The sequence below is a fragment of the Achromobacter spanius genome (assembly GCF_002812705.1).
Classification (GTDB): Bacteria; Pseudomonadota; Gammaproteobacteria; order Burkholderiales; family Burkholderiaceae_B; genus Achromobacter; species Achromobacter spanius.
The window spans coordinates 3,520,775-3,534,658 of sequence record NZ_CP025030.1; the positions used below are offsets into that span (position 1 = coordinate 3,520,775).

The following is a 13,884-nucleotide window of genomic DNA, read 5'->3' on the forward strand; positions in this document are numbered from 1 at the left end:
ACTGCTGGGTTGGCGCTTTTTCTTCCGACGGCCGCAGCATTTGGTGTGGCGATTTTGAGAAATTCTTGATATTCAAAGCCAGCAATAACAATGCTTTCCAGCCATAAACGTCTTGAAACCCGCATGAACAAACAAGAAATTTCTGAAATTCCCATGAAACGGGCGTTTCGAGGCCAATAGGAATACAATGGCCGCACTTTCGGAGGTTTCTATGTCGGTCATATCCGATATCAAAATTCGCCCCCTGGAGCGCGGCGACCTGCACTTCGTGCACAAGATCAACAACAACGACGTCATCATGCGTTATTGGTTCGAAGAGCCTTACGAGGCCTACGACGAACTGGTCGCTCTTTATGATCGCCACTTGCATGATCAAAACGAACGGCGCTTCATCATCGAGCACGATACCGGCCAACCCGCCGGCCTGGTGGAACTGGTTGAAATCGACTACATCCACCGCCGTGCCGAATTCCAGATCATCATTGCCCCCAGCTACCAAGGCCGGGGTTACGCCAAGGCCGCCACCCGCATCGCGGTGGGCTATGCGTTTCGCGTGCTGAACATGCACAAGGTCTACCTGGTGGTGGACAAGGACAACACCGCCGCCGTGCACGTGTACGAACGCTGCGGCTTCCAGATCGAAGGGCTGATGAAGGAAGAATTCTTCTCCAACGGCGCCTATCGCGACGCCTACCGCATGGCCTTGTTGCAGCACGAGCACCTGCGCGATGTCGGCCCCGGCGCCCCGGACGCGCCCGTGTTGCGCGACTGGCCGCAAGAAGAGCAGACGGGCTGAGGCCCGGGGTGGAACGGCCGAGGATCTTGATCGAAGGCACGGCTTGATCCACCGCGCGGCTTGACCGGCCGTCCCGCTTGAATTTCCACGCCGCTCAATCCGCCGGGCGCAGCAGCCGCAGGCCGTTGGCCACCACCAGCAGGCTGGCGCCCACATCGGCAAACACCGCCATCCACAAGGTCGCATTGCCGGTCATGGCAAGCGCCAGGAACACCACCTTGATGCCCAGCGCCAGCACAATGTTCTGGATCAGCACGCGGTGGGTGGCGCGCGACAAGCGCAGGAACGTGCCGATCTTGCGCAGGTCGTCGTCCATCAGGGCGACGTCCGCCGTCTCGATCGCCGTGCCGGTGCCGGCCGCGCCCATTGCGAAACCGATGTCGGCGCGCGCCAGCGCAGGCGCATCGTTGATGCCGTCGCCCACCATGCCTACCTTGCCATCGGTTGCCACATTGGCCGCCAGCTTGCTTTCAATGGCGGCCAGCTTGTCTTCCGGCAACTGATCTCCCCGAGCTTCATCAATGCCCACCTGCCGTGCAATGGCTTCGGCGGTGGGCGTGTTGTCGCCCGTCAGCATCAGCGTGCGCACGCCCAAGGCGTGCAGGTCGGCGATGGCGGCGGCGCTGGTGGGCTTGACCGTATCGGCCACGGCGGCTAGCGCCAATACGTGCGTGCCGTCGGTCAGTGCGATGGCGCTCTTGCCTTGGCGTTCCAATTCATCCATGCGCGCTTCCAGTGTCGGATTCGACACGCCCGCATCGCACATCAGGCGGCGGTTGCCTAACTGGAACGTCACGCCGTCAACGCGCCCGCTGACTCCCCGGCCGGGCAGGGCGGTGAAGGCGTCTACTTCCAGCAAGGTGCTGCCGGCCTCGCGCGCGGCGTTGGCGATGGCCAGCGACACCGGGTGGTCCGAGCGGGCGGCCAGGCTGGCCGCGATCAGCGTGGCGGGATGGGGGGTGAAGTCGGCCACATCCCACGCTTCCAGGTCGGTCTGCACCGGTTTGCCCTGGGTCAGCGTGCCGGTCTTGTCCAGCGCCAGCCACTTCAGGTTGCGGCCTTCTTCCAGATAGACGCCGCCCTTGATCAGGATGCCTCGGCGCGACGCGGCGGTCAGGCCGCTGACGATGCTGACCGGCGTGGAAATGACCAGCGCGCAAGGGCAGGCGATGATCAACAGCGCCAGGGCGCGGTAGATGGCGTCGAACCAGGGCTGGCCCCAGAGCAGCGGCGGCACCGTGGCCACCAGCAGCGCCACCGCCACCACGGCGGGCGTGTAGATGCGCGAGAAACGGTCAATGAAACGTTGCGTGGGGGCGCGCGCGCCTTGCGCCTGCTCGACCGCATGGATGATGCGGGCCAGCGTGGTGTTGCCGGCGGCGGCGGTGACGCGGTATTCGAAGGAGCCCGCCGCGTTCACGGTCGCGGCGTAGACCGGGTCGTCCGGCGCTTTTTCCACGGGCAGGCTTTCGCCGGTGATGGGGGACTGGTCCACGGTGGAGCTACCGCTGACGATGATGCCGTCGGCGGCGATGCGTTCGCCCGGGCGCACGCGCACCACGTCGCCCACGTTCAGCTGCGCGGCCGGCACCGGCAGCCAGGCGCCGTCGGCCTGGCGGACGGTGGCCGTTTCGGGGGCCAGGTCCAGCAGGCCGCGCACGGCATTGCGGGCGCGGTCCAGCGAGCGGGCTTCGATCAGCTCGGCCACGTTGAACAGGAACATCACCATGGCGGCTTCGGGCCATTGGCCGATCAGCACGGCGCCGGTGACGGCGATGCTCATCAATGCGTTGATGTTCAGGTTGCCATTGCGCACGGCGATCCAGCCCTTGCGGTAGGTGCCCAGGCCGCAAGCCAGGATGGCGGCCAGCGCCAACGCCGCGGTCGCGCCCCAATGCCAGCCCGCAAAGTGCGAAAACTCGGACAGCGCGGCCAGCACGCCCGCGCCGCCGATCAACCACCAGTTCACCGGCGTGGAGGCGGGGGCGGGCGTGCTGGCCGCGCCTTCGGCCAGCGGTTCCGGCACCATGTCCAGGGATTTGATGGCGGCCATGATACGGTCCAGCGCGCCTTCGGCGTGCACCACGGTCAGCACGCGCTGCATCAGGTTGAAGTCCAGCGCATGCACGCCGTCCAGGCCGTCCAGCTTTTTACGGATCAGCGTTTCTTCGGTCGGGCAGTCCATTTGCCCGATACGCAGCCGCGCCAGCAACTGGCCGGGGCCGGCGCTAAGCGTGGACGCATCGGCCGCCGCCGCGTAGGCGGGCGTGGCGTGGTCGTGCCCGCAGCAGGCGGATGCCGCCTGATTGTGGCTGTGGTTGTGATCGTGGCTGTCGCTGTGACTGTGATCATGGCTATGGCTGTGGCCATGATCATGGCCGTGCCCCTTCGTGTCATGCGCATGGCCACCGCAGCCGGCGTGGGCATGCTCGGCAGAGGGTCGATCGTGGGATTTGACCGGCGGGAAAGACATGGTTCTGAGCCTTGTTGAAACGGATGTCGCCATTCCACACCTTGGAGTTACTATAGGGTCAACCCCCCCCAAAAAACACTCATTCGGATGCGATCCCAGGAGGCGTGATGCGAATTGGCGAATTGGCCACGGCGGCCGGCACCACGGTCGAAACCGTGCGGTACTACGAGAAAGAAGGGCTGCTGCCCGCCCCGGACCGGGGCCTGAACAACTACCGCAGCTACGGGCAAGCCCATCTGGAACGGCTGCGCCTGATCCGCAACTGCCGGGCGCTGGACATGACGCAAGACGAAATCCGCGCCATCCTGTCCTTGGCCGACAACCACCACACGGGCTGCGGCCCCATTAATGAATTGTTCGACGAACACATCTCGCACGTGGATGAACGCATTGCCGAATTGATGCAGTTAAAGACCCAGCTGACTGATTTGCGGCAACGCTGCCTCTCGGCGCAGCCCGATGCGGAAAATTGCGGCATCTTGCATGGCCTGTCTGAAATGCAGGTCGAAGAGCGCCAGGAGCGGCATACGCACCTGGGCTGAACCCGCCCCGCGATGCCCTTGCCAACGGCCGGGGGATACCCGCCCCGGCCGGGGCCATCGCTTAATATGAGAATCTATCTCTTTTACCTTTGCGCCTGAATCAATGACCGACTCCACCACCGCCACCCCGTTGCACGCGCTGACCACCCGCCGTTCCACCAAATTCCTGCGCGGCCCCGCGCCCAAGCCCCAAGAACTTGAGCAGATCCTTCAGGCCGCCATGTCGGCCCCCGACCACGGCGCGTTGCGCCCGTGGCGCTTTGTCGTGATCCAGGGCGAGGCCATCGCCAAGCTGGCGGACGTGGCGCTGGAAGCGGTCAAGCGCAGCGGCGACCCCCGCATGACGCCCGAAAAAGAAAAGTCGGTACGCGAATGGATGGCCGGCGTGCCGCTGTTCATTGGCGTGGCGCAAAAAATCGCGCACGACAACACCAAGATCCCCGAGCATGAACAGTTGCTGGCCACCGGCTGCGCCGTCATGAACATCCTGAACGCCACCCACATGCTGGGCTACGGCGCGTTCTGGAGCACCGGCGTCGGCACCTACGTGGAAGACGTGCAAAATGCCCTGGGGCTGGACTCGCTGGACTACCGCTTCCTGGGTTATCTGGCCATCGGCACGCCGGGTTGCGCCGTGCCGCCCGCCAACCGACCCGACTTCCGCGAGTTCGTCACGGAGTGGACCGGTCCGGTCTAAGCGCTTAAGGGCACGTCCCTTTGGCTAGGCGTCCCTACGGGACGCTTGCGCGCCAGGCAATAAATAACAATAATTCTTATTGTTAATTAGCCTGGCGTTTTTCCATGTCCTCATCCGCGCAGCCCTCGGAGCATTCCACTGCCGCGTTGTATCAAGCGCATCACTCCTGGCTGCAGGAGTGGCTGCGGCGCAGGTTGGGGTGCCGCCATGATGCCGCCGATCTGGCGCACGATACGTTCGTGCGAGTCCTGGCTGGCCGGCACACCGAGGCCATCCGCGAACCGCGCGCCTTCCTGACCACGCTGGCGCAGCGCACGTTGTTCAGCTTTTGGCGCCGCCGCGAACTGGAACGCGCGTATCTCGATAGCCTGGCCGCCTTGCCGCAAGCCAGCGCACCCAGCGAAGAATCCCGCGCCCTGGTGATCGACGCGTTGATGCACATCGACCGCGCCTTGCAACGCCTGCCGCCCAAGGCGCGCCAGGCCTTTTTGTATAGCCAGCTTGATGAGCTCAGCTACAGCGAGATTGCCGCGCGCATCGGCACATCGGTGATCACGGTGCGCCGCTATATGAAGCAGGCCATCACGCTGTGCGTGACCGCGCGCTTGTCGGCATGACGGCCCCCATGCCGGTGTTGCCCGCCGACCTGCAATCGGCCGTGGACTGGATGGTGCTGCTGTCTTCCGGTAGCGTGCCCACCGCAGACCGGGCGCGTTTCGAACAATGGAAAAAGTCCGACCCCCGGCACGAGGCGGCCTGGGAAACCGTCAACGCCGCCGTCAAGGACCCCTTTGCCGCGTTGACCGACGTTGAGCAGCGCCATGCTGCCGGCGCGGCCTTGCTGACCGCGCCCGCCCGGCGCCGGGCGTTGCGCAATGCGTTGGGCGTGGCGCTGGCCGCGGGCGGCATGGCGGCGCTGCTTGACCGCCAGATCCCCCTGCGCACGCTGACCGCCGACTTGCGCACGGGCACCCGCGAACGCCGTACCTATACCTTGCCTGATGGCAGTGAGCTGACGTTGAACGCGCGGTCGGCCGTGGACCTGGACTTCAGCGCGGGCGTGCGTAGGGTGCGCTTGCGGGCTGGCGCGGTCTATGCGCGGGTGACGCCGGATGCGGCGCGTCCATTCATCGTCGCCACCCCCGATGGCGAAGTGCAGGCGCTGGGCACCGTTTTCAGCGTGGCGCGCGAGCACGAGGCATGCATCGCCAGCGTGGTCGAACACAGTGTCGAGGTGCGCGCGGCGGGCCAGCGCCGGATTCTGCAAGCGGGGGAGGGCCTGCGGTTTGATTCGCAGGGCCTGGGCTCCCCGGACCCCGCACTGCGGGACGTCGCCGCCTGGCACGCGGGCATGCTGGTCGTTCATGACCAGTCCTTGGGCGAGGTGGTTGATGCGCTGCGGCCGTACCGGCGCGGCATCATCCGCATTACGCCGGCGGCCGCGCGGCTGCGTGTATTGGGCGCGTTTCCGCTGGACGACACCAGCCGCGCGCTGGAGTCGCTGCGCCAGACCTTGCCGATCGATGTCAGTTCGCTGGGCGGCTGGTTCGTCAGCATCGACCTGGTGCCTCGCGCTTCCTGAAAATAAATGATCACTTTTGCCCCCGTCGTGGGACATCCCTCCTGAACACCACACTGTTGCAGGAGAATCCATGTTTCATCGTCCCCCGCTGCGGCCGCTGGCTGCCGCGCTGTTCATTGCCCTGACCCTTCCCACGGCGGTTGCCCAGACAACGCCGGCTGCCGTGTCGGCCGGGGCCGTCCAGCAATTTAATTTGCCAGCGGCCGCGCTGGGCGACACGCTGACCCGCATTGCGCGCCAGACCGGTCGCGCGGTGTCTGTCGACCCCGCCTTGGTCGCCGGCCGCAATGCGCCGGCTATCGTGGGGGATTACACAGCCGAAGACGCCGTGCGGCGCGCGCTTGCTGGCAGTGGATTGGAATTGGCCGTCACGGCCAACGGCACGTTGAGCGCCCGCCGCGTGCTGGAAAGCACCACCGTGCTTGAGCCCGTCCGCGTCACCGGGTCGCTGGAGTCTCCCACCGCGCACGTCGACGGCTACGTGGCGCAGCGCGCCTTGTCCGGCACCAAGACCGACACGGCGCTGATCGAAACACCGCAATCGGTGTCGGTCGTCACCAGCGACCAGATCCGTATCATCAAGGCGGGTTCGGTGGCGGACGCCTTGGGCTACACGCCTGGCGTGTCGGCGCAATCGCCCGCGTTCAGCCGCATGGTGGACGACCTGATGCTGCGCGGCTTCAATGTGGCCGCCGGCAACTCGGGCCAACTGCGCGACGGCCTGAAGCTGCAATCCAGTGTCTACGATGGCGGCCAGGAGCCCTATGGGCTTGAGCGTGTTGAAGTGCTGCGCGGCGCCTCATCGGTGCTGTATGGACAGTTGAGCCCGGGTGGCGTGGTCAACACCGTCAGCAAGCGGCCAACGGCCGACACGCTGCGCGAACTGAACGTGGAGGGCGGCAGCTACGGCCGCCGCCAGGTGTCGGGCGACTTCGCCGGCGAGCTGTCTCAAGACGGTGCATGGACCTACCGCCTGACCGGCCTTGCCCGCAATGCCGACAACTGGGTGGACCATGTGCCGGACGACCGGACGTATCTGGCGCCGGCCCTGACGTGGCAGCCTTCGGCGGCCACGTCGCTGACTCTGCTGGCCAGCTATCAGCGCATTCGCACGCGCTTTTCCGCGCCGATGCCCGCGGCCAATACCTTGAACGGCCAGGTGCCGCGCGACCTGTTCATCGGCGAGCCCGATTTCGACCGCTACGACACCGACACCTACACGGTCGGCTACCAGTTCGAGCACGCCTTCAATGACCGCGTGAAGCTGCGCCAAAGCGCCCGCTATTTCACCGCGGATGGCCAGTGGGACTACCTGAGCTTCGGCGCCTTGCAGGCCAACGGCCAGACCTTGAGGCGCGGCGTCGTGAGCCGCGACGAACATTCCTACGGCGTTGCCACCGATACGTCGCTGGAACTGAAGCTGGACGCAGGAGCCTTCCAGCACACGGTGCTGGCCGGCCTGGACTACTACCGCAGCGGCTACGATTCGCACCGTCATTCGGGCACGGTGGCGTCGTTGGCGAACATCTACAACCCCGTCTACGGCGCGGTTCCCATCGTGAACACCGCTGCCGATTACGGGATCAATACGCGCAGCAGTTCGCTGGGGCTGTACCTGCAGGACCAGATCAAGATCCAGGACAAATGGGTGCTTGTGCTGGGCGGCCGCCAGGATTGGGCCGATACCGACCAGAAGAGCTACACCACCGGCGCCACCACGCGCTTGCGCGATACCGCGACGACGGGGCGTGTGGGCCTGGTCTACCTGGCCGACAACGGCTTGGCGCCCTATGCAAGCGCCAGCCAGTCGTTCGCGCCGACCGTGGGGGTGGACCGGGCGGGCAACGCCTTCAAACCCACCAAAGGCACGCAATTTGAACTGGGCCTGCGCTATGAACCGCTTGGCGGCGACATGCTCTATAGCGCCGCCGTCTACGACCTGACGCAGACGAATGCACTGACCAGTGATCCGGCCGACGCCACGTACTCCGTGCAAAGCGGGCGTGCCCGATCACGCGGCCTGGAACTGGAAGCCAAGGCGCGCCTGGGCGCCATGAATCTCACCGCCAGCTACGCCTACACCGATGCGCGCACCACGCGCAGCACCGTGCCCTCGCTTGTGGATCAGCGCATCGCGCTGGTGCCGCTGCACAGCGCTTCCGTCTGGGCCGACTACAACCTGAGCGCCGTGGGCGTGGCTGGTCTGACCGTCGGCGCGGGCGTGCGCTACGCCAGTTCGACGAACCTGCCCGGCTATCCCGCCAACGTGCCCGGGCAATTCCTGGTCGACGCGATGACTGCTTATGACTTCGGCGCCCTGGATCCGGCCATGTCGGGCTTGTCGCTGACGGTGAACGCACGCAACCTTTTCAACCGGGGTTATCTGGCGTGCGCCGGCGCGACGGGGTGCCGTTATGGCGAGCCGCGCACGCTGTATGCCACCCTGAGCTATCGCTGGTAAACCGTGGAAAACCCCTAGTGCAACGCGGGCCGGCATGCTGCTTTGGCCCTCTCAACGCCCCTGTCCCCTGTGCTAATCTCGTCGACGGCCACGCATGTTTATCCCTATGCGCGGGCCGACGATGGCAGCGCCCCGGGTCACACGCCCTTGGCAATGTCTTGGTAGGAAGAAAACGCGTGACACGATCAAGCGTGGAGACAATATATGAGCCAGTATGGGCCGTTGAAGTTGCACGTCCCCGAGCCCACGGGGCGTCCGGGTTGCAAGACCGACTTTTCCTATCTGCATCTATCGCCGCCCGGCGAGGTGCCCAAACCCCCCATTGATGTTGCCGCGGTTGATACCGGCGCCTTGGCGTACAGCCTGGTCCGGGTGATCGACGACGACGGCCGCGCGGTGGGCCCATGGGCGCCCGAGATCAGCAACGATTTGCTGCGCGCCGGCATGCGTGCCATGCTGAAGACGCGCATTTTTGATGGGCGCATGTTGACCGCGCAGCGCAAGAAAAAGATCTCGTTCTACATGCAAAGCCTGGGCGAGGAAGCCATCGGCTCCGCTCACGCGCTGGCGCTGGAACAGGGCGACATGTGTTTCCCGACCTATCGCCAGCAAAGCCTTCTGCTGTCGCGCGATGTGTCGCTGGTGACGATGATGTGCCAGCTTATGTCCAACGAGCGCGACCCGCTCAAGGGCCGCCAGTTGCCGGTCATGTATTCCGACCGCCCCAACGGCTTCTTCACGATTTCGGGCAACCTGGCCACGCAGTTCATCCAGGCGGTGGGCTGGGCGATGGCCTCGGCCATCAAGGGCGACACCCGCATCGCCTCGGCCTGGATCGGCGACGGCGCCACCGCCGAGGCCGACTTCCACACCGCGCTGACCTTCGCGCACGTCTACCGCGCGCCGGTCATCCTGAACGTGGTCAACAACCAGTGGGCCATCTCCACCTTCCAGGCCATTGCCGGCGGCGAAGGCGCTACCTTCGCGGGCCGTGGCGTGGGCTGCGGCATTGCGTCGCTGCGCGTGGATGGCAACGATTTCCTGGCGGTATATTCCGCCTCGCTCTGGGCCGCCGAGCGCGCCCGCCGCAACCTGGGTCCGACCCTGATCGAATGGGTCACGTACCGAGCAGGCCCGCACTCCACGTCCGACGACCCTTCCAAGTACCGGCCTGGCGATGACTGGGCGCACTTTCCGCTGGGCGACCCGATCGAGCGCTTCAAGAAGCACCTGATCGGTCTTGGCATCTGGTCCGACGCCGAGCACGACGCCGTGCGCGCCGAACTCGACGCCGAGATCGTCGCCGCCCAAAAGGAAGCGGAAAGCTACGGCACCCTGGTGGACGGCCACGTTCCCAGCGCCGCCAGCATCTTTGAAGACGTCTACAAGGACATGCCGGAGCATCTGCGCCGGCAGCGCCAGCAGCTCGGAGTCTGACCATGGCAATTGATAACAACGCTGGTCCGGCCTCGGCGCCGATGACCATGATCCAGGCTTTGCGCTCGGCCATGGATGTGATGCTGGAGCGTGACAACAATGTGGTGGTTTTCGGACAGGACGTCGGCTATTTCGGCGGCGTATTCCGGTGCACGGAAGGCCTGCAAACCAAGTACGGCAGCTCGCGCGTGTTCGACACGCCGATCTCCGAAGGCGGCATCGTGGGCGTGGCGGTGGGCATGGGCGCCTATGGCCTGCGGCCCGTTTGCGAAATTCAGTTTGCCGATTATTTCTACCCCGCGTCGGACCAGATCGTGTCCGAGGCCGCGCGCCTGCGCTATCGCTCGGTGGGCGAATTCATTGCCCCGATGACGATCCGCATGCCTTGCGGCGGTGGCATCTACGGCGGGCAGACGCACAGCCAAAGCCCCGAAGCCATGTTCACGCAGGTCTGCGGGTTGCGCACGGTGATGCCGTCCAACCCCTACGACGCCAAGGGCCTCTTGATTGCGTCCATCGAAAACGATGACCCGGTGATCTTCCTGGAGCCCAAGCGGCTCTACAACGGCCCGTTCGACGGCCACCATGATCGCCCCGTCACGCCGTGGACCGGCCGCCCCGGCAGCGTGGTGCCCACCGGCTATTACACCGTGCCGCTGGACTCCGCTGCGATCGTGCGGCCGGGCAATGCGCTGACGGTGCTGACCTATGGCACGACCGTGTATGTGTCGCTGACCGCCGCCGAAGAGACCGGCATCGACGCCGAAGTCATTGACCTGCGCAGCCTGTGGCCGCTGGATCTGGAAACCATCGTGAATTCCGTGAAGAAGACCGGCCGCTGCGTGGTGGTGCACGAAGCCACGCGCACCTGCGGCTATGGCGCGGAACTGATTGCGTTGGTGCAAGAGCATTGCTTCCATCACCTGGAGGCGCCTGTCGAGCGTGTGACCGGTTGGGACACTCCCTACCCGCACGCGCAGGAATGGGCGTACTTCCCCGGCCCGCGCCGGGTGGGCGAAGCGTTCAAACGCGCGATGGAGGTGTGACATGGGGATCCATATCATCAAGATGCCCGACATCGGCGAAGGCATTGCCGAGGTCGAACTGGTGGGCTGGCACGTCAAGGTCGGCGACACGGTTGCGGAAGACCAGCCGCTGGCCGATGTGATGACCGACAAGGCCACGGTGGAAATTCCGTCGCCGGTGGTCGGCAAGGTGATTGCGCTGGGCGGCGACGTGGGCCAGGTCATGGCCGTGGGCGGGGAATTGATCCGCCTGGAAGTGGAGGGTGAGGGCAATGTGCGCCCCGGATCGGGCGCGCCGCAGAAGGCGGCATCCGAAGGGGACAAGCCGGCAGGCGGCGACGCGTCGGCGTCCGCGCAAGGTGACGCTGGCGCGAAGGCGGGCGGCATCGCCGGCCAGATCGCCGCGTCGATGTCGCCGGGGTCTGCGTCAGCGGCCGCGCCGGCCCAGCAAAAAGACAATCAAACAGCTCGTCCGCAATCTTCTCAATCATCCGGGCAACAAGCCGCGCGGTCTTCCTCCGCGTCTTCCACCACCCCCGCCGTGCCACGCCAACCGGGCGACAAGCCCTTGGCCTCGCCGGCCGTGCGCAAGCGCGCCTGGGATCTGGGCATTGAACTGCGCTTTGTTGCCGGCAGCGGTCCGGCCGGCCGCGTCATGCACGAAGACCTGGACGCCTATCTGCAATCGCAAGGCTCGGGCCAGGCCGCGCGTGGCGGGTCGGCGTATGTGGAGCGCCACGACCAGGACGTGGTGCCCGTCATCGGCCTGCGCCGCAAGATCGCGCAGAAGATGGCCGAGTCCAAGCGCCGCATTCCGCACTTCAGCTACGTCGAGGAAATCGACGTGACCGAACTGGAAGATCTGCGCGTGCAACTGAACCAGAAATGGGGCGACTCGCGGGGCAAGCTGACCTTGCTGCCGCTCCTGGCGCGCGCCATGGTGGTGGCGCTGCGGGACTTTCCGCAGATCAATGCGCGTTATGACGACGAAGGCGGCGTGGTGACGCGCTTTGGCGCCGTACACATCGGCATCGCCACGCAAAGCGAGGGCGGCCTGATGGTGCCTGTCATGCGCCACGCCGAAGCGCGCGATCTCTGGTCCATGGCGGCCGAGATCGGGCGCCTGGCGCAGGCGGTGCGCAGTGGCACGGCCGGGCGCGACGAGCTGTCCGGCTCCACCATCACCATCACCAGCCTGGGGCCCTTGGGCGGCATCGTCACCACGCCGGTGATCAACCACCCCGAGGTCGGCATCGTGGGCGTGAACCGCATCGTCGAACGGCCCGCTTTCCGCAATGGCGCCGTGGTGGCGCGCAAGCTGATGAACCTGTCGTCGTCGTTTGACCACCGCGTGGTGGACGGCATGGACGCGGCGCGCTTCATCCAGGCGGTGCGCGCGCTGCTGGAACAACCCGCGCTGCTTTTCGTGGAGTAAGCATGAGCCAGATCACAAAGACTACGACCTTGCTGGTGATCGGCGGCGGCCCCGGCGGTTATGTGGCCGCCATCCGCGCCGGGCAATTGGGCGTGCCGACCCTGCTGGTTGAAGGCGCGCAACTGGGCGGCACCTGCCTGAACATCGGCTGCATTCCGTCCAAGGCGCTGATCCACGCGGCCGAGGAATTCGACAAGGCGCGGCACTATGCGGGGGAATCCCCGCTGGGTATTTCAGTGTCCGCCCCGGCCATCGACATCGCGCGGACCGTGTCCTGGAAAGACGGCATCGTCGGCAAGCTGACCGGCGGCGTCGGCGCGCTGTTGAAGAAGAACGGCGTGCAAGTGGTGCAGGGCTGGGCGCATCTGCTGGACGGCAAGACCGCCGAGGTCACCACCGCCGATGGCGGCACGCTGCGCATCCAATGCGAACACCTGTTGCTGGCGGCGGGGTCCGAACCCACGCCGCTGGTGTCGATGCCGTTCGGCGGCATCGTGGAGTCATCCACCGAGGCCTTGTCGCCCACGTCCATTCCCAAGCAGTTGGTGGTGGTGGGCGGCGGCTACATCGGGCTGGAGCTGGGCACCGTGTACCGCAAGCTGGGCGCGGAAGTCGCCGTGGTGGAGGCGCAGGACCGCATCCTGCCGACCTACGACGCCGAACTGACCAAGCCCGTGGCCGCCGCGCTGGCGAAGATGGGCGTGTCGCTGCACCTGAACCGCAAAGTGCTGGGCTTGAACGCGGCGGGCAACGCGGTGCGTATCCAGGACGCATCCGGCGCCGAAACCCTGTTGCCGGCCGACCGCGTGCTGATCGCCGTGGGCCGGCGCCCGCGCACGCAGGGCTGGGGGCTGGAAAGCCTGCAACTGGATCGCAAGGGCAATGCGCTGCGCATCGACGACCAGTGCCGCACGTCGATGCGCGACGTCTGGGCCATTGGCGACATTGCCGGTGAACCGATGCTGGCGCACCGCGCCATGGCGCAAGGCGAGATGGTGGCGGAACTGGTGGCGGGCAAACGCCGTCACTTCCAGCCCGCATCCATTCCCGCCGTGTGCTTTACCGACCCCGAAGTCGTGGTGGCGGGCTTGTCGCCGTCGGACGCGGAAGCCGCGGGGTTGGACTGCCTGGCGGCATCGTTCCCGTTTGCCGCCAATGGCCGCGCCATGACGCTGGAATCCACCGACGGCTTTGTCCGCGTGGTGGCCCGGCGCGACAACCATCTGATCGTGGGCTGGCAGGCGGTGGGGCGCGGGGTGTCGGAGCTATCGACGGCGTTTGGCCAATCGCTGGAAATGGGCGCCACGCTGGAAGACGTGGCGGGCACCATTCACGCGCATCCGACCTTGGGCGAAGCGGTGCAGGAAGCGGCGCTGAAAGCGCTGGGCCACGCGCTGCACATTTGATTCGTCGTTTGTTGATCGATGCTGATCGAT

At 65.8% G+C, this 13,884-nt stretch carries 11 protein-coding genes; 10 read left to right on the plus strand and 1 reads right to left on the minus strand.

The window, feature by feature from the left end:
• Nucleotides 1-211: 211 nt before the first annotated feature.
• Nucleotides 212-796: a spermidine N1-acetyltransferase gene (gene speG / locus CVS48_RS16035; protein ID WP_006218930.1), complete on the plus strand. Its 585-nt coding sequence runs from the start codon at nucleotides 212-214 to the stop codon at nucleotides 794-796.
• A 94-nt stretch (nucleotides 797-890) separates the two neighbouring features.
• On the opposite strand, the gene CVS48_RS16040 is transcribed toward speG, so the two are convergent.
• A complete protein-coding gene (locus CVS48_RS16040) occupies nucleotides 891-3,269 on the minus strand; it encodes a heavy metal translocating P-type ATPase (RefSeq protein ID WP_100855297.1) in 2,379 nt (792 codons plus the stop codon).
• 107 nt (nucleotides 3,270-3,376) lie between these two features.
• Here CVS48_RS16040 and cadR point away from each other — a divergent pair, with 107 nt between their 5' ends.
• From cadR to lpdA, 9 genes are all read left to right on the plus strand, one after another.
• A complete protein-coding gene (gene cadR / locus CVS48_RS16045; RefSeq protein ID WP_050449728.1) occupies nucleotides 3,377-3,811 on the plus strand; it encodes a Cd(II)/Pb(II)-responsive transcriptional regulator in 435 nt (144 codons plus the stop codon).
• A 103-nt stretch (nucleotides 3,812-3,914) separates the two neighbouring features.
• Nucleotides 3,915-4,508 carry a nitroreductase family protein gene (locus CVS48_RS16050; protein ID WP_100855298.1) on the plus strand — a complete coding sequence of 198 codons (594 nt, stop codon included), beginning with the start codon at nucleotides 3,915-3,917 and terminating at the stop codon, nucleotides 4,506-4,508.
• Nucleotides 4,509-4,612: 104 nt separating this feature from the next.
• Nucleotides 4,613-5,125: a sigma-70 family RNA polymerase sigma factor gene (locus tag CVS48_RS16055; protein WP_100855299.1), complete on the plus strand. Its 513-nt coding sequence runs from the start codon at nucleotides 4,613-4,615 to the stop codon at nucleotides 5,123-5,125.
• Nucleotides 5,122-6,090 (plus strand): FecR family protein, encoded by a 969-nt coding sequence (locus tag CVS48_RS16060; RefSeq protein ID WP_100857694.1) that lies wholly within the window; start codon nucleotides 5,122-5,124, stop codon nucleotides 6,088-6,090. Before CVS48_RS16055 ends, CVS48_RS16060 begins: the two co-directional genes overlap by 4 nt.
• A 70-nt stretch (nucleotides 6,091-6,160) precedes the next feature.
• Entirely contained in the window at nucleotides 6,161-8,551 is a 2,391-nt protein-coding gene (locus tag CVS48_RS16065) for a TonB-dependent siderophore receptor (protein ID WP_100855300.1), read from the plus strand.
• Between the two features lie 204 nt (nucleotides 8,552-8,755).
• Nucleotides 8,756-9,988, plus strand: a complete 1,233-nt coding sequence (locus tag CVS48_RS16070) for a 3-methyl-2-oxobutanoate dehydrogenase (2-methylpropanoyl-transferring) subunit alpha (RefSeq protein WP_100855301.1) — start codon at nucleotides 8,756-8,758, stop codon at nucleotides 9,986-9,988.
• Nucleotides 9,989-9,990: 2 nt separating this feature from the next.
• Entirely contained in the window at nucleotides 9,991-11,034 is a 1,044-nt protein-coding gene (locus CVS48_RS16075) for an alpha-ketoacid dehydrogenase subunit beta (protein WP_054426127.1), read from the plus strand.
• A gap of 1 nt (nucleotide 11,035) precedes the next feature.
• A complete protein-coding gene (locus tag CVS48_RS16080; protein ID WP_100855302.1) occupies nucleotides 11,036-12,448 on the plus strand; it encodes a dihydrolipoamide acetyltransferase family protein in 1,413 nt (470 codons plus the stop codon).
• Between the two features lie 2 nt (nucleotides 12,449-12,450).
• Nucleotides 12,451-13,854 carry a dihydrolipoyl dehydrogenase gene (lpdA, locus tag CVS48_RS16085; protein ID WP_100855303.1) on the plus strand — a complete coding sequence of 468 codons (1,404 nt, stop codon included), beginning with the start codon at nucleotides 12,451-12,453 and terminating at the stop codon, nucleotides 13,852-13,854.
• Nucleotides 13,855-13,884 lie beyond the last annotated feature (30 nt).